This window comes from Mesorhizobium sp. ES1-6, from assembly GCF_020164775.1.
Classification (GTDB): domain Bacteria; phylum Pseudomonadota; class Alphaproteobacteria; order Rhizobiales; family Rhizobiaceae; genus Mesorhizobium.
In genome coordinates this window covers 207,295-226,712 of the sequence record NZ_JAIUGU010000010.1, presented here as the reverse complement: position 1 = coordinate 226,712, position 19,418 = coordinate 207,295, and the positions used below count along the sequence as shown (strand labels likewise).

17 protein-coding genes are annotated in these 19,418 nt (G+C 63.4%); 6 read left to right on the top strand and 11 right to left on the bottom strand.

Annotated elements, in window-relative coordinates:
- Nucleotides 1–19: 19 nt before the first annotated feature.
- Nucleotides 20–1,207 carry a glycine C-acetyltransferase gene (locus LB564_RS23275; RefSeq protein WP_224541258.1) on the bottom strand — a complete coding sequence of 396 codons (1,188 nt, stop codon included), beginning with the start codon at nt 1,205–1,207 and terminating at the stop codon, nt 20–22.
- Nucleotides 1,204–1,479 carry a hypothetical protein gene (locus tag LB564_RS23270; RefSeq protein WP_224541256.1) on the bottom strand — a complete coding sequence of 92 codons (276 nt, stop codon included), beginning with the start codon at nt 1,477–1,479 and terminating at the stop codon, nt 1,204–1,206. Before LB564_RS23270 ends, LB564_RS23275 begins: the two co-directional genes overlap by 4 nt.
- Nucleotides 1,480–1,514: 35 nt before the next feature.
- On the opposite strand from LB564_RS23270, the gene LB564_RS23265 reads away from it, so the two are divergent.
- Nucleotides 1,515–3,587, top strand: a complete 2,073-nt coding sequence (locus LB564_RS23265; protein WP_140707049.1) for a putative bifunctional diguanylate cyclase/phosphodiesterase — start codon at nt 1,515–1,517, stop codon at nt 3,585–3,587.
- 67 nt (nt 3,588–3,654) lie between these two features.
- Entirely contained in the window at nt 3,655–4,395 is a 741-nt protein-coding gene (locus LB564_RS23260; protein ID WP_224541254.1) for a polysaccharide deacetylase family protein, read from the top strand.
- A gap of 18 nt (nt 4,396–4,413) precedes the next feature.
- Here the strand turns inward: LB564_RS23260 and LB564_RS23255 are convergent, their stop codons facing one another.
- Nucleotides 4,414–4,896 carry a MarR family winged helix-turn-helix transcriptional regulator gene (locus LB564_RS23255; RefSeq protein WP_224541252.1) on the bottom strand — a complete coding sequence of 161 codons (483 nt, stop codon included), beginning with the start codon at nt 4,894–4,896 and terminating at the stop codon, nt 4,414–4,416.
- Nucleotides 4,897–4,956: 60 nt separating this feature from the next.
- Here LB564_RS23255 and LB564_RS23250 point away from each other — a divergent pair, with 60 nt between their 5' ends.
- Complete coding sequence (locus LB564_RS23250) at nt 4,957–5,364, top strand: hypothetical protein (RefSeq protein ID WP_224541250.1); 408 nt, start codon at nt 4,957–4,959, stop codon at nt 5,362–5,364.
- A 126-nt stretch (nt 5,365–5,490) separates the two neighbouring features.
- Here LB564_RS23250 and LB564_RS23245 read toward each other — a convergent pair whose 3' ends face one another.
- The gene (locus tag LB564_RS23245; RefSeq protein ID WP_224541248.1) at nt 5,491–7,536 is read right to left on the bottom strand and encodes an FAD-dependent oxidoreductase; all 2,046 of its coding nucleotides are present in this window, start codon (nt 7,534–7,536) and stop codon (nt 5,491–5,493) included.
- A gap of 56 nt (nt 7,537–7,592) precedes the next feature.
- On the opposite strand from LB564_RS23245, the gene queF reads away from it, so the two are divergent.
- A complete protein-coding gene (queF, locus tag LB564_RS23240) occupies nt 7,593–8,054 on the top strand; it encodes a preQ(1) synthase (RefSeq protein WP_224541246.1) in 462 nt (153 codons plus the stop codon).
- Nucleotides 8,055–8,062: 8 nt separating this feature from the next.
- On the opposite strand, the gene LB564_RS23235 is transcribed toward queF, so the two are convergent.
- From LB564_RS23235 to LB564_RS23215, 5 genes are all read right to left on the bottom strand, one after another.
- Nucleotides 8,063–8,671: a hypothetical protein gene (locus LB564_RS23235; protein ID WP_224541244.1), complete on the bottom strand. Its 609-nt coding sequence runs from the start codon at nt 8,669–8,671 to the stop codon at nt 8,063–8,065.
- Nucleotides 8,672–8,675: 4 nt separating this feature from the next.
- The gene (locus LB564_RS23230; RefSeq protein ID WP_224541242.1) at nt 8,676–9,155 is read right to left on the bottom strand and encodes a DUF3828 domain-containing protein; all 480 of its coding nucleotides are present in this window, start codon (nt 9,153–9,155) and stop codon (nt 8,676–8,678) included.
- Nucleotides 9,156–9,298: 143 nt separating this feature from the next.
- Complete coding sequence (locus LB564_RS23225) at nt 9,299–11,281, bottom strand: FAD-dependent oxidoreductase (RefSeq protein ID WP_224541240.1); 1,983 nt, start codon at nt 11,279–11,281, stop codon at nt 9,299–9,301.
- Between the two features lie 73 nt (nt 11,282–11,354).
- Nucleotides 11,355–13,004: an ABC transporter substrate-binding protein gene (locus LB564_RS23220; protein ID WP_140707066.1), complete on the bottom strand. Its 1,650-nt coding sequence runs from the start codon at nt 13,002–13,004 to the stop codon at nt 11,355–11,357.
- Between the two features lie 46 nt (nt 13,005–13,050).
- Nucleotides 13,051–14,601, bottom strand: coding sequence for a trimethylamine methyltransferase family protein (locus LB564_RS23215; RefSeq protein WP_224541239.1), 1,551 nt, complete (start codon nt 14,599–14,601; stop codon nt 13,051–13,053).
- 91 nt (nt 14,602–14,692) lie between these two features.
- On the opposite strand from LB564_RS23215, the gene LB564_RS23210 reads away from it, so the two are divergent.
- Together LB564_RS23210 and mutL are read left to right on the top strand one after the other, a co-directional pair.
- Nucleotides 14,693–15,595: a LysR substrate-binding domain-containing protein gene (locus tag LB564_RS23210; RefSeq protein ID WP_224541237.1), complete on the top strand. Its 903-nt coding sequence runs from the start codon at nt 14,693–14,695 to the stop codon at nt 15,593–15,595.
- A gap of 68 nt (nt 15,596–15,663) precedes the next feature.
- Nucleotides 15,664–17,553 (top strand): DNA mismatch repair endonuclease MutL, encoded by a 1,890-nt coding sequence (gene mutL, locus LB564_RS23205; protein ID WP_224541235.1) that lies wholly within the window; start codon nt 15,664–15,666, stop codon nt 17,551–17,553.
- Between the two features lie 26 nt (nt 17,554–17,579).
- Here the strand turns inward: mutL and LB564_RS23200 are convergent, their stop codons facing one another.
- The gene (locus LB564_RS23200; RefSeq protein ID WP_224541233.1) at nt 17,580–18,311 is read right to left on the bottom strand and encodes a hypothetical protein; all 732 of its coding nucleotides are present in this window, start codon (nt 18,309–18,311) and stop codon (nt 17,580–17,582) included.
- Nucleotides 18,312–18,453: 142 nt separating this feature from the next.
- Entirely contained in the window at nt 18,454–19,347 is an 894-nt protein-coding gene (locus LB564_RS23195) for a DMT family transporter (RefSeq protein ID WP_224541231.1), read from the bottom strand.
- Nucleotides 19,348–19,418: the final 71 nt, after the last annotated feature.

Below are 19,418 nucleotides of genomic sequence, written 5' to 3'. Positions count from 1 at the left end.
CGGAGCAGCTTTCCGGCGCTCAGGAAATCACGCCCAATTCCTTGCCGACCGCGCCGAAGGCCTCCACCGCACGGTCAATGTCGACAGTGGAATGCGCCGCCGACATCTGCGTGCGGATGCGCGCCTGGCCCTTCGGCACCACCGGGAACGAGAATCCTATGACGTAGATGCCGCGCTTCAGCGTGCGCGCCGCCATCTCCTGCGCCAGCGTCGCATCGCCCAGCATCACCGGGATGATCGGATGATCCGCGCCTGCCAGCGTGAAGCCGAGCTTGCCCATCTCGGACCTGAACCGTGCCGCATTGGCATATAGGCGCTCGCGCAAGGCATCGCCATTGCGGATCAGCTCGAACACCTTGATCGAGGCGCCGGCAATCGCCGGCATCAGCGTGTTGGAAAAGAGATAGGGCCGCGAGCGCTGGCGCAGCCAGTCGACCACCTGTTTCTTGCCGGACGTATAGCCTCCAGAGGCGCCGCCGAGCGCCTTGCCGAGCGTGCCGGTGATGATGTCCACCCTGCCCTCGACGCCGCAATGTTCCGCCGACCCACGACCATTCTTCCCGACGAAGCCGACCGCATGACTGTCATCGACCATGACCATGGCATCGTACTTTTCGGCGAGATCGCAGACGCCCTTCAAATTGGCGATGATGCCGTCCATGGAAAACACGCCGTCGGTGGCGATCAGCCGGAAGCGGCAATCCCTGGCTTCCTTCAATCGCGCTTCCAGATCGGCCATGTCGTTGTTGGCGTAGCGGAAGCGTTTGGCCTTCGACAGCCGGACACCATCGATGATCGAGGCGTGGTTGAGCGCGTCGGAAATGATCGCGTCCTCCTCGCCCAGCAGCGTTTCGAACAGGCCGCCATTGGCGTCGAAGCAGGAGCCGTAAAGGATGGTGTCGTCCATGCCGAGGAAGGATGAAATCGTCGCCTCGAGCTGCTTGTGCTCCTCCTGCGTGCCGCAGATGAAGCGCACCGAGGCCATGCCGTAGCCGTAGCGGTCGAGCGCCTGCGTGGCCGCCGCGCGCAGGTCCGCGCTGTCGGCGAGGCCGAGATAGTTGTTGGCGCAGAAATTCAGCACTTTCTCGCCGCCGACCTCGATTTCGGCCGACTGCGTCGAGGAAATCACCCGCTCGGACTTATAGAGGCCGGCGGATTTCAGCCCTGCAAGTTCGCTGTCGATGTGGGAGAGAAATGCGGCGGTCATGATTCAGGCCTCGTTTGACGTGGCAGACTGTCGTCCCGCCCGCGCAAAAAATCCATCGCAAAAGCGACCGCAAGGGGTGGCCGGGCAGCATCAGCGAGGACGCAATGGACATTGCCCAAGTGATCGCCGGCACCCATGGATTGACGAATGCTCAAATGCGGGCCGGCCACGAAAGAACCCGATAACCATTTCGCGATCTTTCCGCTCCTCCCCCTTGCCGGCCAGCCGTCGACTTCCGGTCCTGTTAACGTTTGCAGTTCAATGGTGCTCATACAGAAATCCGTTGGCTAGAGGGCCGCCCCCGAACATGTCTCAGCAGCCGGTGCAAACCGTTTCAGGCAAGCTCATACTGCTGATCAAGGCTGGCTACTGGCTGGCGCTGCTGATCATTGCCGCCATGGTGGCGGCCTCCTTCGTCCTGCTGCAGCAGACGATGGCCACGCAGCAGCACAACCACACCTTGCTCGACATCGTCGGCACGCAAAAGACGTTGTCGCAGCGCATCGTCTTCCTTGCCAGCGCGACGGGCGTCGCCTCGCGCGACAAGCAGCCGGCGCTGGTCAGCGCGCTGAAGCAGGCTACGGCGGAGTTCGAGACGAACTACGATCTGCTGCTCAAGCAGACAGGCGCGGATCCGGAATCGCCGGCCAAGCGCGATGCGAAGTCGATCGAGAGCGTGCTTTTCGCCAAACCCTTCCATCTCGACTATTTCTCGGTCGGCCTGATCGCCAATGGCGACCGTCTGATCTCGGCGCTGGAATCGCAGCTCAACCTTGGCGACAATGGCGGCTACAAGGGCGGCGCCGAACGCGTCAACCTCGATGCCTCGGTCGCCAATGCCACACTGTCCGGCTATGCCGCGCTCGGCCAGCGCATCAGCGCCGACGCCGACGAGCGTTCCGAAAAGCTGCTCACCCTCCACCGCACGCTGTTCTACGCCACCCTCGGCGTTATCCTGCTGGTGGCGCTGTTCATCTTCAGGCCGATGTCCAACGCGATCCTGCGCAAGACCCGTGAACTGGTCGAGGCGCGCAATTCGATGGCCTTCATCGCCGTTCATGACGGACTGACGGGCCTGCACAATCGCACTTTCCTGACCGACCATTTCGAGACGCTGATCAAGGGCGCGCACCGGCGGCGCGAACGCCTGGCCGTCGTGCAGCTCGACCTCGACCGGTTCAAGCAGATCAACGATACGCTCGGCCATGCCGCCGGTGACTATGTGCTGGTGGTGACGGCGCAGCGCATGCGCGATTCCTGCCGGGCGTCGGACCTCTGCGCGCGGCTCGGCGGCGACGAATTCGTGATGATCCTCAACGGAGCCGGCAGCACCGAGGACATCAATATGCTGGCGCGCCGGATCCTGGCGCATATCAACGAGCCGATCGTGTTTCAGGGCACCACCATTCTTCCGGGCGCCAGCGGCGGCATCGCGGTCTATCCGATCGACGCCGACAATGCCCAGGACCTGCTGGTTCATGCCGATCTGGCGCTTTACTCGGCCAAGAAGATGGGCGGCGGCAACTTCTCGTTCTTCTCGGAGGAATTGCGCAGGGAACTCGACTACCGCAAGCAGCTCGAACACGACATCAAGGTCGCCATTTCCGAAAAGGCGTTCCAGGTCTATTTCCAGCCGCAGGTTTCGCTGACCAACGGCACCATCAGCGGCATCGAGGCGCTGGTGCGCTGGAACCATCCCGAACGCGGCATGATCTCGCCGGGTGAATTCATCCCCGTTGCCGAGAAATGCGGCTTCATGCCCGAGATCGGCCGCATCGTGATCAGCAAGGCGATCAACGAGGCCGCCGAATGGAACCGTGCCGGGATTGCTTTCGGACGGCTTGCCGTCAATGTCTCGGGCACCGAGTTGCGCGAGCACGATTTCGATGTGTTTCTGTTCGGGACGCTGGAGAAAGCCGGGCTGCCGCCGCAGAAACTGTCGCTCGAAATCGTCGAATCCGTCATTCTCGACGACGAGAAGACAGGGATCGCGGCGAAGCTGCGTCAGATCAGGGCCGCCGGCGTCCATCTGGAGCTTGACGACTTCGGCACCGGCTATGCTTCGCTAAGCCACGTCAACCCGAACGAGATCGACCGGCTCAAGATCGACCGCCGCTTCGTCCAGAACATCCATGAGAATGGCGACAACTCCAAGATCGTGCGCGCCATCACGGAGCTTGCCCGGGGGCTCGGCATTTCCATCGTCGCCGAGGGCGCCGAAACCGAGGCGGAGCTCGACTCGCTGATGGCGATCGGCTGCGACCAGGTGCAAGGCTATTCCATCGCCTTCCCGATGCCGCATGACAAGGCGCTCGAATGGCTGACGGCCCGTATGCCGAAGAAGGCCAGGCTGACAGTCCTGCAGGGCAGCCTCGCGTAAACCGGACCAGCCTTGACAAGCAGCCGGGGAAATGGCGGCCTGTGCCGATCGCAGGGGGGTGCGGCCCATGACATTCTTTCGGTTTGCCCTGGCGGCCATTCTGATGTCCGCGCTGCCAGCCTACGGGGCGGATCGCACCATCTATCTCACCTTCGACGACGGACCGCTGAACGGCACAAACAATATCCTCGACGTGCTGGAAGCGGAGCAGGTTCCCGCAACGCTGTTCATGGTCGGCATGCATGCGCAGGCCAGTGCGTCCAACGGAAACCTGGTGCGGCGTGCCAAGGCGATGCCGTTGGTGACGATCGGCAACCACAGCTACAGTCACGCCTACAATCACTACCGGCATTTCTATGGCGATACCGAAGGCGTGGTGGCCGACATGCTCAGGGCCAACGCCGTACTGGGCCTGAAGCCGGAAGTGCATGCCCGCCTGCCGGGGCGCGATGTGTTCCGGCTGCCGTCGATGTCAAAGAACGACAATTCGCTTGGGCAGGCGCAAGCCGGGCGTGAGGATCCCGACTATGAGTTCGTCGCGGCTTCCGGCTTCTATCTCTACGGCTGGGACCACGAATGGGTGCACAAGGACAGCGGTGAGCCGGTGCAGAGCGTCGACCATCTGGTCAGCGAGATCGATCATCTGTTCGGCTATGGCCATTTCGCCAAACCCGGCAAGTTGATCCTGCTCATGCACGACGAGATGTTCCAGGACGGCTTCGACGGCAAGACGCAACTGACCAAGCTGATCACCGCGCTGAAGCTGCGCCATTACGCCTTTGGAAAAATCCCAAGCTATGACGACTGAGCCATCAGGCCGGCACTCCTAGCTCTCCACATTCTCCCGCAATACGGCCAGCACCTGCGCAAACTCCGCCAGACGCTCGTCGGGCAGTCCTGTGCGCAGCCGCTTGTCGAAGACAAGTGCCGCTTGCCGCAATCTCTCGAACAGCGCTTCTCCAGCCTCCGTCAACTCGACCAGATGAACCCGGCGGTTGACGGGATCGCGCCGCCGCGTCAGCAGGCCCTGCGCCTCCATCGCATTGAGATGATGGGTCAGCGTCGCACCCTGGATGCCGATCAAGCCGGCAAGTTCGCGTTGATTGGCAAGCTCGCTCGACTTGACCGACAGCAGCGTGAGCCAGACCGGCAATGTGCCGCCTGCCTCGACCAAGGCGGCGTCGAAAGCCTGAGCGACAAGCTTTGCGGTGCGGCCGAGATTCATGCCGACCGGCGGGCGTTCAAAAGGCGTCATCGCCGGACAGTAGACGGTGTTTTCGCAGGATGGAACAAGCTTCGCTTTGTACATTGACATCTAATGATTAGATATCTAACAATTGCCTATGACGAGCGAGAGAGGATAGCCGGCATGCAGTATGTCTACATCGTCGTGATCGGCCTTCACGTCCTGGCCGGAGTGTTCTGGGCCGGCACCACCGTCACGCTCGCCCGCGATCCCGAGATCAAAGCGGAACGCTTCATCCGGCCGCAATTGGGCGCGGCCGGCATGGTTTTCCTGACCGGAGCGCTGCTGTGGTATTTCTTTCACGGCGCCTATTTCGGCTCGATGGAAATGGTGCTGGCGCTCGGCATCCTGGCCGCATTCGCCGCCGCCGGCGTGCTCGGCGCCATGGTCAGGGCGTCCAGCCGGCAGCTTGCCGGCGCCAGTGCGGATATCGAAACCCAACTGCGCGCCAGGATGGCCATGGGCGAACGCATTGCCGCAAGGCTGCTGGCGATCACCGTGCTGTGCATGGCGGTCGCCAGGATGGTTTGAGCACCAACCCACAAGATCGCACGTTGCCCGGCGACAAGCCGATAACGTGCGGGCGCGCGGCCAAGCCGGCATACAAGGGCTCTCGTAAGCAGGTCCGACCGCGCGCCACCATTTTCTTGACGAGTTTCAGATCCGCAGGCCGAACCTGATCCCATCATAGATGGCGGCGTGGATGTTGCGCGAGGCGACAGCATCGCCGATGCGCAACAGCACAAAAGATCCTTCGGGGTTGCGCGCCGGAAAAATGTCGCCGCCGCTGACAAGACGTTCGTAGTCGACCGCCCCACCGTTCTTCGAGAGGGGTTTCAGCGAGAGATAAAGATCGTCGAGCGGCGCCGTGCCGTGTTCGACCACCACCTGGTCGACACGTCGTTCGCCGCGCCAACCATCGGCAAAATCCGAAGCGAGTTCAGCGACCAGTTGATTGCCCTCGCGCCGCACCGAGCGCAGGCGCGTGTTGATGGTGACGGTCACGCCCTTCTCATGGAAGGCCCTGACATAGGGCACGTGGTTCATGCCGCCCATTTCGGGAGCGAAGAACCGCTCCGGCGAAACCAGTTCCAGTCTCGAGCCGCTGTTGGCGATCAACTCGGCCGCCCCCATGCCCTGATGGCCGCCATTGTCGTCATAGAGCAGGACATTCTCGGCCGGCTTGACGCTGCCGGCCATGATGTCCCAGCTCGACGTGACGAGATTGTCGCCGGACACCAGCGGCGGGTTCTGCGGCAGGCCGCCGGTTGCGACGACCACCACGTCGGGCGCCTGGGCCAGAACATCCTCCTGCTCCGCCCAGGTGTCGTAGCGGATCTCGACGCCGAGCCGGTCGAGTTCGGCCAGGCGCCAGTCGATGATGCCGATCAATTCCTTGCGGCGCGGGTTCTGGGTCGCCAGACGGACCTGGCCACCGGCCTGGCTAGACGCCTCCAGCACCGTCACCTGATGGCCGCGCTCGGCCGCGACCCGCGCAGCCTCCAGTCCGCCGGCCCCGGCGCCAACGATGACGACCTTCCGCTTGGGCCCTTCGGCCTTGACGATGATATGCGGAATATCGGCCTCGCGGCCGGTCGCCGCGTTGTGGACGCACAGCGCCTCGCCGCCTTCATAGATGCGGTCGAGACAATAGGTGGCGCCGACGCAGGGGCGGATCTCGTGCTCGCGGCCCTCCATCACCTTCTTGATGATGTGCGGATCGGCGATGTGAGCACGCGTCATGCCGACCATGTCGAGCTTGCCGGTGGCGATCGCATGGCGCGCGGTGGCGACGTCGGAAATGCGCGCCGCGTGGAAGGTCGGAAATTTTGTTGCCGCCCTCACCTCGCCGGCAAAATCGAGATGCGGCGAAGAGCGCATGCCGGCCACCGGGATGACCTTGGTCAGTGCCGCGTCGCTTTCGATGGAACCACGGATGATGTTGAGGAAATCGACCTTGCCGGACGACGCGAGCCGCCTGGCGATCTCGACGCCTTCCTCCTTCGACAGGCCTTTGTCGAAATCCTCGTCGGCGACCATGCGGATGCCGACGACGAATTTCTCGCCAACCGCCGACCGCACCGCATCGAGCACCATGTTGGTGAAACGCAGCCGGTTGTCGAGCGAACCGCCATACTCGTCGTCGCGATGATTGGTGGCGGGCGACCAGAAGCCGTCCATCAGATGGCCGTAGGATTCGAACTCGATGCCATCCAGCCCGGCCGCCTGGCAGCGCTGCGCGGCCGAAGCATAGTCGGCGACGATGCGCTCGATGTCCCACTCCTCGATGGTCTTGGGGAAGGCACGATGCGCCGGCTCGCGCACCGGCGAGGCTGAAAGCACCGGCAGCCAGTCAGCCTTGTTCCAGCCGGTGCGGCGGCCGAGATGGGTGATCTGGATCATCACCTTGCAGTCGTGTTCGTGGCAGGAATCCGCCAGTTTAGCCAGCCACGGCACGATGCGGTCGTCATAGACATGGAGATTGCCGAAAGCGGCCGGGCTGTCGCGCGACACGATGGCCGAGCCGGCGGTCATGGTCAGCGCCATACCGCCCCTGGCCTTTTCTGCATGGTAGAGCCGATAGCGTTCCTTCGGCATGCCGTCCTCCGAATAGGCCGGCTCGTGGCTGGTCGACATGACCCGGTTCTTCAGCGTCAGATGCTTGAGCTGGTAGGGTTGGAGAAGCGGGTCGTTGCTGGTCATCGTCTTCCTGCCGTTTTAATTTGTGCTAATGAGCGGCAAATCCAAGGAAACCGCTCATGATCGATACCAAAAACCTTACCCAGCTCGGCACCCACGTCGAGACGCCACAGAGCCCCGAAGTCGCGGTCCTGGAAACCGTGCCGTTTCAGCGCGGTGACGGATCGCCGGCGATCGTGCGTTTCACCGTTCCGGAATTCACCTCGCTCTGTCCGGTGACCGGACAGCCGGATTTCGCCCATATCGTCATCGACTACGCACCCGATGCGGCCCTGGTGGAATCGAAGTCGCTCAAGCTGTTCATGACCTCGTTTCGCAACCATGGCGCTTTCCATGAAGACTGCACGGTGATGATCGGCCGTCGCATTGTCGCCGCGACCAAGCCGCTCTGGTTGCGTATCGGCGGCTATTGGTATCCGCGCGGCGGCATTCCGATCGATGTCTTCTGGCAGACCGGCGCGCCGCCCGAAGGCGCCTGGCTGCCGGATACCGGCGTGGCTCCCTATCGCGGGCGGGGATAACTCGACGATCATTCGCACTGGTACTGGCTGAGCGCCCATTCGCCGGTCACCGACAACAGGTCCGATATCTTCCACTCGCCGCCAACCTTCTTGAACTTCCATTCGAGGCGATGCGGGTTGCCGGCGACGACGAAGGCGACGATGACCTTGGCCTGGTCGCCATTGATCGCCTCGAGCGTCTTCAGGCTCTTGTCGATCTCGGCCTTGTCGTAGTCCGCATTGTCGAGCGCCATGTTGGGGTCCAGGCATTCGCCTTGCCCGGACTTGCGCAAGGCATCGCTCTTGTCGAGCACGGTTTTTGCCGGATCGACGAAATGGCTGCGTTGCGACGGATCGATCTCCAGGTTGACCTGATCGTAAAACGGCCGCACGACCGCCGTCGGCGATCCCGGCTGAATGGGGGCGGCTGGTTCGCTTGGCGGCCATGCGACAGGTGGCGTTGCCGGTTCGGCGGCGCCGCCGGGTGCTGTTGCCGGCGGCGTCCCGCTCTCGGCAGGTGCTGCCTCGGCCGGAGCATTCGCCGGCGGTGGACCCAACAGCCCCTGGGCGGCCGCGCCGTTCAAGCCCGCGGCCAGCAGGCAGATGGCCGACAAGAGCAGGAACGCGCGACCGGCCATCGCCTTACTCCGGATCCTGGCCGGCCACGCATTCGAGCTTGCTCAGTGTCCAGTCGCTGGTCTTCGAGGCGATGTCCGATATCTTCCACTTGCCGTCGACCTTCTTCAGCGACCAGTGCATTTCGCGCTGCGCATCGTCGCCTTCCGGAAACAGACTGAAATTCGCCACCACCTGCGCCGTGTCGCCATCCACCGTCTCGGACAGTTTCAAGGTCTTGGAAATGGTCTTCTGGTCGAAATCCTGCGCGTCGAGGCCAGGATCGAAGTCGATACAGGCGACCTGGTCCGGGTTCTTCTTGGTTGCCTGGTCGTTGAGGTCGAACAGTTTCGTCACCGGCTCGGTGAAGCGATCGCGGTATTGCGCGTCGGCCTCGAACTTGACCTGCGGAACGTAGAAAAACTTCACGGCATCGGACGCCGGGCCGGCCCAGGCCGCCGCGGGCAAAGCTATCGAAAGGGCGGCAAGGAGCACTGTCAGTCGCATGCAGAATCTCCGGCTTTTTCATGGCTTGAGGCAACCAGTACCACGCATCCTGCATATCGGCTTTTTTGCGGTTCATGAAGCCCGCGAGCGCGTCACGGCTAATGCGTGACGTCTCGACGGGACGCCCGGGGAAGGCCTCGCAATCAAAGACCAAAGGCTGCCTTGCGTCCGTCGTGGATGGCGAAAGCCGCCTGTCTGGAAGCGGTGCAATCACCGATCGAAGTGTGTGCAACGCCGCGCCTTTCGAGTTCGATGGACAGCATGTCGGCAGCCATATTCGTCGTGGCGAAGACCAGCGTATCGGCTTCGATCTCCTGCTCGGTTCCATCGAGCAGGGAAGCGACCCTGGCCGCCCTGCCATCCCAATGAACGACGGCGCTCTCGGTGACGAACCGCACCTTGAGCTTGGCAAGCGCCCGACGCAGCGGCGCGTCGACGGCCATTCGCTGCAACTCTTTGCCAACCAGGGCGTCCGGGGTCACAAGCGTCACATTGTGCCCGTCCTCGGCGAGTTTCCAGGCGGTGCCGCAGCCTTTCCAATTGCCGCCGTCATCCAGCACAAGCACACGTTTGCCCGGCCTCGCTTCCCTTGCCATCACCGCTTCGGCGGAGAAAACCGGGCCGCCGCCTGGAATCGTTTCCCACTGCGGCAAGGCCCGTTGGAAAGCGCCGTCTGGCGGCATCGAGCCGGTCGCGACGATGACGTGATCGACCCCCTCGCGCTCGACATCGTCGGCTTCGACATACTGCCCGTAGCGGATGTCGACCTGAAGCTGGCCGAGCTGACGCTGGTACCAGTCGATCAGATCCAGGATCTGGGCGCGGCGCGGCTGCAAGCCGGCGAGACGGAACTGCCCGCCGAGCCGGTCGGACGCCTCGGCCAGCGTGACGCGGTGTCCACGCTCGGCCGCGGCGCGCGCCGCTTCGAGACCGGCCGGGCCGCCACCGACGACCAGCACGCGCTTCGGCTGGGCGGCCGGAGCAAAGCGATCGCCGCCCCACTCCCATTCCCGCCCCGCGGAGGGATTGATGACGCAGCTGATCCAGTAGTCGCGGCTGCGCCGGCCCCAGCACATCTGGTTGCAGGACAGACAGCCGCGAATGTCCTGCGGCCGCCCGTCGGCGGCCTTTGCCGCCAAATGCGGATCGGCGATCTGGCCGCGCACGATGGAAACGAGATCGGCGCGGCCTTCGCTCAGCACGCTCTCGGCGTTCTCGGGGGTGCGGATGTGGCTTTCGGCTGTGATCAACGCGTGACGCACGGTGGATTTGAGGACGGCCGCCAGGTCGGCACCGAGCTTCTCGGGATAAACAAAGGTCGGGATGATCTTGTAGAAATCGAAGTAGGAACCCGTTCCGCAGGTGACATAGTCCATCAAGGCATCGCGGTCGTGGAGGTCGACTATCTCGGCCAGTGCTTCGCGCTTGAGCGCCACTTCGACTTCCGGCTCGTCGTTGATCGCAAGACCGACGATGAAATCGTCGCCGCATTCCCGGCGAATCCGGGTCATCACCTCGCGGCTCATCCGGGTGCGGTTTTCAAGGCTGCCGCCCCATCGGTCGTCCCGGCGGTTCGACCAGGGCGTCCAGAACTGGTCCAGCATCGAATGATAGGCCGCCCAGACCTCGACGCCGTCGAAGCCTGCCTCACGGCAGCGGCGCGCCGCCTGGACAAAGCCGTCGATCGTTTCTTCGATCTGGCGCTCGGACATCCGATGCGAACCGTCGGAGTCGTGGTAGCTCGGCAGGCCGGAAGGTGACCAACCGGCATGGAACGAATTGTCGGCGTCGGCGTGCTGGCCGACATGGTAGAGCTGCTGGATGGCGACGGCGCCGTTGCCGCGGATGGCCTCGGTCACCTTGCGAAAATGCGGGATGACGCTGTCGTCGGAAGGCCGGAAGTTGCCGCGCGTCAGCACCGCGGCCTGATGCACCGGCATCGGCTCGACCACGACCATGGCCGCGCCGCCTATCGCGCGTTCGGCGTAGTAGCCGACATGGCGTTCGGTCGGCAGGCCGTCCTCGGCCATATTGGCGGTATGGGCTCCAAACACGATCCTGTTGCGCAATGTTTTGCCGCGCAAGGTGGCGGGTTCGAACAGACGCTTGAAGACCCGGCCGGACATGCGAATTCTCTCCCTCATCGGCGGCATTGCGCCGGCGCACGGGCGCCGGCGCTGTGTGGCTGGACTTCGGGTGTCAGGCGTCCAGCCAGACGTTCTGGAGATCCATTTCGAAGGTCTGGTGAACGCCGTAGTTCTTCACCTTCTTGTTGGTGTGGCTGTAGAGCTTTTGCCAGAACGGCTGGATGATGACGCCGGAGTCCTGCAGGATCTGCTCGACATCCTTCATCACCTCCTTGCGCTTGGCGACGTCGATCAGCGACAGCGCCTGCTTGAGCTTGGCGTCGAAATCGGGATTGGAATAGGCCGATTCATTCCAGGCCTCGCCGGTGCGGTAGCCCAGCGCCAGCACCTGGACGCCGAGGGGGCGCATGTACCAGATGGTCATCGAATAGGGATATTTCGTCCAGTCGTTCCAGAAGGTCGAGCCCGGCAGCACCGTGCGCTTGACCTTGATGCCGGCGTCACGCAACTGGCCGGCGATCGCGTCGCCAGTGTTCTTCTGCCAGTCGTCCTCGATGGTGATCAGCTCGTGCTCGAAGTCGGCCTGGCCGGCGTCCGCCATCAGCTTCTTGGCGCCGGCGGCATCGCGCTCCTTCTTGGGCAACGGATAATATTCAGGATGGATCGGGCTGACATGGTGGTTTTCACCGACGGTGCCGCGCCCATTGTAACCGAGCTGCAAGACGGCATTGTTGTCGACGGCCATTTGCAAGGCATTGCGAACGCGCTGGTCGTCATAAGGCTTGTGGGTGATGTTGGTGCGGGCAACCAGCGTGGTCGCGGTCGCGACCTCCGATTTCTGCAGCCCCATCTTGTCGAGAATGTCGATGAAGTCGGCGGGGCTCTCAAAGTTGAGGTCGATCTCACCGGAATCGAACGCGTTGACCGTGGCGTTGAAGTCGGTGCCGTAGTCGATGAATTCGACGCCGTCGAGCGGCGCTTCGCCACCCCACCATTTGCCGTTCTCGCGGCGCTTGACCACAGCCTTCTGGCCGACGTCATACGACACCAGCTCAAACGGTCCCGTGCCGATCGGCTTCTTGATCGGATCGGCGCCATCGGCGTCGAAATTGCGGTGCACGACGAGTGCCGGATAATCGGTGAAGTTTGGAATGAGCGAAATGTCTGGCTCCGAGAGCTTCAGCTTGACCGTGTTGTCGTCGACCTTGGTGATGGCGCCGTCCCTGGCCTTGCCGGTTTTGGCATCGATCAGCGCACCGACGCGCGCCGCCATGGAGTTGCCGGCGACGCCCTTCTCGCACCAGCGCGTCACATTGTGCACCACGTCATCGGCGTTGAAGGCGTCGCCATTGTTCCAGGTGACGCCCTTACGCACATGCAGCGTGTATTCCGTGGCGTCGTCGTTGATGTCCCAGCTTTCGAGCAGCACCGGCTCGAAGGTAAACTGCTTGGTGTAGCGCACCAGCGGCTCCAGCCAGCTGCGCGATATGTTGGCCAGCTCCACCCAGTCGTACGTGCGTGGATCCTTCTGCGCCTTGACCGCCATCGAGACGTGCAGCGTTCCACCTTTCTTCGGCTCCTCGGCAAGGGCCTGTCGTGGCGCGGCGAGACCGATCATGGCGTAGGCCAAAGCCGTCGATGCGCCAAAGGCGCTGGCCAGCGCCAGGAATTCGCGCCGGTCGATGCGGCCCGCACGCGCCTCCGTCGCCATCGCTTCGATAGCGGGCGGCACACGATCACCGTTGCTTCTGAAAACCGTCATGTCATTCTCCCCTTGTTGTTCCCGTGAGGTCTTTGTCTGTTGTTTTTCAACTAACGCTGTCGGGCAATTTCTCCTCGCGGCGCGCGATCAAATCCTTGAGACCGTCGGCGATGCCCTCGTCGAGCTTCGGCTCCTCATAGTCGGCGAGCATGTTGCGCGCCTTCTCGCGGCCGCGCGTGTCATGGTCCTTCGCCCCTTCGGCGTTCCACTGTTCGTAGGAGTTGAAGTCCATGATGCTCGGCATGAAGAAAGCCTTCTCGAAATGCTCGAGCGTGTGCTGGGTGCCGAGGAAATGGCCCTGCGGCCCGACCTCGCGGATCGCCGCCATCGCTTCCTTGAAATCGTCGAAAGGCAGGCCGCCGGCATATTTGTACCAGCCGACAAGCTGTTCGCAGTCAGTGGCGAATTTCGAGTAACCGCAGGTGAGACCCGCCTCCAGCCATCCGGCCGAGTGCCAGATATAATTGGCGCCGGAGAGAATGGCGGCATGCATCAGCATGTTCGCCTCATAGCCGGCCTGGGCATCGTTGAGCTTCGAGCCGACATGGAAGCCGGAGGTGCGCCACGGCAGCTTGTATTTCCGCGCCAGCGCACCCATCAGATACATCATCTGCGCGGCCTCCGGCGTACCGCCCATCGGCGCGCCGGTCTTCATGTCGACCGTGACCATGAACTGGCCGTAGATTTGCGGAGAGCCCGGGCGGATGAGCTGGGTCAGGGCCACGCCCGCGAGCGCCTCGGCGTTGACCTGCGCCACCGCGCCCACGGCGGAGGCCGAGGTCGATGCGCCGCAGAGCGCGAACGGCGCCAGGATCAGCGGCTGGTTGTGGCTCGCATAGACCCGCATCGCATCGATCATGGTGGCGTCCCAGACCAGCGGCGAATTGCAGTTTGTGATCGCCACCAGCACCGGGTTCTCTCTCACGAATTCCTCGCCGAAGACGATTGCAGCCATCGCCATCGTGTCCTCGGCGCGCTCCTTCGACGTCACGATGCCCATGAATGGCTTGTCGGAATGCTTCAGCGCCGAATGGATGATGTGCAGATGCCGCTTCGGCACGGCGATTTCCATCGGCTCGCAGATGACCGAACTCGACGAATGCAGAGCCGGCGCCATATAGGCGAGCTTGTGGAAATTGTTGAGGTCGGCAAGCGTGCCGTAGCGCCTGTTGTTGTCGAGGTCACGGATATAGGGCGCGCCGTACATCGGCACGAAGATCGAGTTCTTGCCGCCGACACGGACCGTGCGTTCGGGATTACGCGCGTTGAGCGTGAATTCCGATGGAACTTTCGAGACGAGCTCCATCAGCAGCGCGCGGTCGATACGCACGCGCGTTTCCCTCACATCGGCGCCAGCCGCCTTCCAAAGCTCGATGGCGCCGTCGTCGCGGAATTCGCAGCCCACTTCTTCGAGGATCTTGAGCGACTCCTCGTGGATCAGTTCCACCGCCTCATCAGGAACGATCTCATAGACCGGAATCTGGCGAACCAGCGTCGGAAACGAGGCGATCGGAGCCCCACGAAGCGCCTTGCGCCCGAGGCGGCCACCACCCCGGCGATGGGTCGGTTCGGTCAGTTCGGCGGCGGGTGCGTTCATGAGACCTCCAAGCGTCCGTTCCAGCCAAGTTAGCGAGGCGAAATATGGCTGTGACGCTGGAAAATCCTGATCTCTTGTATAAGCTCTGCTTATGCGAAGCCTGCGCCACCTCCTGCCCTCCGCCGGCAGCCTGATCGTCTTCGAGGCGGCCGGCCGGCTGTCGAGTTTCACAGCGGCCGGGCGCGAGCTCGGGATGACGCAGGCGGCCGTCTCCTACGCGGTGCGCGGGCTTGAAGAACAGCTCGGCGCCAAGCTGTTCCAGCGCCGCCACCGGCAGGTCAGCCTGACGGAAGCCGGCGAGCGGTTCCACGCGGATGTCTCGCTCGGCCTGTCGCATATTCGCAAATCCGCCGAGGACCTGCGCCTGCAAGCGACCGGCGGCCATGTGACGCTTGCCGCCTCGACCGCTTTCGGCTCGTTCTGGATGATGCCGCGCCTGCAGCAGTTCCGCGACGAATTGCCGGGCATCGACCTGCGCATCCAGACCGCCGACCGTGATCTCGACATCATCGCAGAGGGGATCCCGCTCGCCGTGCGCGGCGGTGAGCCGCGGGAATGGCCAGATTATTTTTCACTGCCCTTGGCCGACGAGGAGATCTTTCCGGTTGCAAGCGCCAGCTATCTCGCAAAAGTTGGCACGCCGGGGAGCGTCGAGGAACTGGCAAGGCACCGCCTCATTCACCTTGAGGAACCCTACCGCGAAGCCGCCAGCTGGGACGAATGGTTCCGATCGGCCGGAGGTCGGCTCGACGATACGGCGCGCGGCCTGCGCATCAATGACTATGGCCTGGTGATCCAGGGCGTCATGGAGGGACAAGGCATTGCGCTGGGTTGGCGGCACCTTGCCGAGCGGCTGCTGGCGACGGGCCTGCTGGTGCCGGTGACCGGTCATGTGCTTAAAACCGGCAAGGCCTTCTATGTCGTGTGGCCGAAGAACCGGGAATTGAGCGAGAATGCCCGCAAGGTCAGGGATTGGCTGGTGGCGCAGGCGTAGAGTCGTTTCATTGTTTCGGCCGCAGTTCGCCCTCGCCCGCACGATACGAATCCGCCTATACTGTCGTCATGCCCATCCGCCAGCTTTCCGAAACGATGATCAACCAGATCGCCGCCGGCGAAGTCATCGAGCGTCCGGCGAGCGTGGTCAAGGAACTGGTCGAGAACGCGCTCGATGCCGGCGCAAGCAAGGTGGAGGTCGTCACATCGGGCGGCGGGCTGAACCTGATCCGCGTCACGGATGACGGTTCCGGCATTCCCGAACGGGAATTGGCGCTGGCCATCGCGCGCCATTGCACCTCCAAGCTCACCGAGGACATCAACGACATCCGCTCGCTCGGTTTTCGTGGCGAGGCACTGCCGTCGATCGGCTCGGTGTCGCGGCTGTCGATCCGCTCGCGCACGGCTTCCGGCGACAGCGCCGCCGAGATCGGCATCGAGGGCGGTCGCGTCCTGCCCGTCAGGCCGGCGGCGGCCAATCGCGGCACCACGGTGGAGGTGCGCGACCTGTTCTTCGCCACGCCGGCACGGCTGAAATTCATGAAGGGCGAACGCGCCGAAAGCTCGGCCATCAGCGACGTGGTCAAGCGCATCGCCATCGCCTTCCCCACGGTGCGTTTCACGCTGGCCGGATCCGATCGCACGACGCTGGAACTGCCGGCGACCGAGGGCAGCGCAGAGGGCAGCCTGCGCCGCGTCGCGCAGGTGATGGGCGCCGACTTTCCCGACAATTCCATTGCCATCGATGCGATGCGCGAAGGCGTGCATCTGGCCGGCCATGTGTCGATCCCGTCCTTCACCCGCGCCAACGCGCTGCAGCAATATGCCTATGTCAACGGCCGCCCGGTGCGCGACAAGCTGATCGCCGGGGCCATTCGCGGCGCCTTTGCCGATGTCCTGCCGCGCGACCGCCACGCGGTGACGGTGCTGTTCCTGACGCTCGACCCGGCGATCGTCGACGTCAACGTCCATCCGGCCAAGGCCGATGTTCGCTTCCGCGATCCGGGCCTCGTGCGAGGGCTGATCGTCGGCGCGATCCGGCAGGCATTGGCCGAGGCCGGCATCCGCTCGGCCACCACGGGTGCCGCCGGCATGATGGCGGCGTTCCGCCCAGGCGCGGCCTCCTATGGTCATGGCGGCCCGACAAATGGCCATCGCAGCTACGACGCGGCTTTCCGTGCGTCCGGCCCGACGGGCTTCGACCCTTCGCGCTCGTCGCAGCGGCCGCTCGACATGCAATTCGACGGTGCCGGCTTTGAACGCGGCAACGCAGGAACCGGCGGCTTCGGCGAAAGCGACCAGGCGGCGTTCGATGCCGGCCCGCTTGCCAGCGCCGATGCGCGCGCCGGGCAAAAAGAAGCAACCGAGACGCTGCTTGGCGCGGTGCTGGGGGCCGCCCGCGCGCAGGTGCACGAGAACTACATCGTCGCCCAGACCCGGGATTCGCTCGTCATCGTCGACCAGCACGCGGCGCATGAGCGGCTGGTTTACGAGGCGCTGAAGAACGCCCTGCATTCGCGGCCGGTGCCCTCGCAAATGCTGCTTCTGCCCGAGATCATCGACCTGCCGGAAGAGGACGCCGAGCGGCTCGCCATGCATTCCGAAACGCTCGCCCGCTTTGGCCTCGGCATCGAGCGTTTCGGCCCGGGCGCGGTTGCCGTGCGCGAGACGCCGTCGATGCTGGGCGAGACCAATGTCGGTCAACTGGTACGCGATCTCGCCGACGAGATCGCCGACAACGACACGGTCGAAACGCTGAAGGAGCGGCTGGACAAGATCGCGGCGACCATGGCCTGCCATGGCTCGGTCCGGTCAGGCCGGCTGCTCAAGGCCGAGGAGATGAACGCGCTGCTGCGCCAGATGGAAGCGACGCCGGGCTGCGGCACCTGCAACCACGGCCGCCCAACCTATATCGAGCTCAAGCTGGCGGACATCGAGCGGCTGTTCGGGCGGCGGTGAATACGAAGTCCAGTCACGCAATAAGCTCAATTAACCAACAGGCGATAGTCCTTGAACCTATGAGAGAAAACGTAATCTCTGGAATAGCCAGCGCCACCGCCTCGAAAATTCACGGAGATTATCTCGAAGCTCCCACCAACCTGCTTTTGAACGTTCATGTAGATGGGCGTCATCAGCATGCCGGCACTGCATGAGCCGTCGTCCTTGAAGGCGATTTCCTGAACGACCTTCCCGCTGCGCTTTTTGATGACCTGCAGCTTCGCCATGCAAAGGCCGAGGCTGGTGTTGGTGTAAACGCCGGCGAACCTCTCACGGGCCGTCTGGGCCCAGAATGGAATTTCGACGGTTCCCTCGATCTTGCCCTCGCCCGTATCGTCGAGGCTCGCGACTTTTCGAAGGTTGACGGGATAGGTGTCCGCCCCCTTGCTCCAGCTTCCGGTCGCGCCGTCTTTGCCGACATCTAGGGAGAACGGGCACCCGGTGGTGTCGACCGGTGTCTTCGACCCCATCACCAGCACGCGTTCAAATTCCTTGTCGTCCGCGATCTCGCAAAGCATGATTCTGGCGCCGTCGGCCTTGCCGTAGATCGCGATGGGGCTTTGCTTGGCATCGTAGAAGTAGCTTCCCTCGACGGTAATGCCACTGCCGAAGCTGTCGTACCTCTGCAGGGAGAGATGGACCGGATTTTTTCCGATGGAGCCTTCGTAGTTCTCCACCTGATACCAGCCCGCGACTGCTTTCCCGCTCAGCATCAGCAAGCAGAAAACCACGGCTACAAAGCCTCTTCCCATCGCGTTCCCCCCATCAAGGCCGGCAAGATAGCCTGGCTGATGCCTGCATCACAGGCCCAAGGAACGCCACTTATCATTCTGAGTCGACAAACGACCCCAACTCTATGATTTATCGCTTCAAATTCACCACGATGACGCCGCCCAGCGCCAGCGCGCCGCCGAGGATTCCGAGCAGAGTCGGCACTTCGCCCAGCCAGAAGAAGCCGATCAGCGCCGACATCGGCGAGACCAGGTACAAGAAGTTCGATGCACGCGCCGCCGGGAGGCGCGACAGGGCAGTCGCCCATGCCGCATAAGCGATCAGGCTCGGCACGATGCCGAGATAGATGACGGCGCCGAGGCCGGCGGTGTCGGCGACAGCCGCTTGCTGCAGAGCGGCGGGCAGGAAAGGCGCCAGGCAGAGCGCGCCGAGCACCATGTTGGACGCCGCGATGGTCAGCGGATGGTGGCGGGCAAACAGCGGCTTCTGGACGATGGTGTTGACGGCGGAGCAGAGCGCCGAGCCAAGCACCAGCAGCGCGCCGGCGTTGAAATGCAGGCCATTGCCGTCGGCGACCGCAATGATGCCGATACCGGCGAAGGAAATGGCGGTGCCGATCCAGGCCAGACCGGAGAACCGCTCGCCAAGCAGCGCCATCGCCATGATGGCGGTGAAGATCGGGCTGACATTGATGATGAAGCCGGCGGCTCCGGCCGAAACCGTCAGCTCACCGAAATTGAGCATGGCCGTGTAGAGCGCCACGAAGATGGCGCCGCCGAAGGCGAGGCGCCACAAATCGCCGATCCTGGGCAGCGCCGGGCGCTTGACGGCAAGGTAGATCGCCGCGGGCACGGCGGCGATGGCAAAGCGCAGGGCGCCAAGTTCCAGCGGCTGGAAGGCGGCAAGCCCGGCCCGGATCGCCGGGAAGGCCGAGGCCCAGCCGATCACCGTCAGCGCCACCGCGATGGCGGCCGTGGTATCCATCCGCTGTGTCGGATTCGACGTGGTGGTCATCGCGCTCATCTCGCTGCCCTCGGATTCTTCAGGTTCGGGAAGCAGAAAACGCCTTTCCCGATCAATTGACAAACGACCAA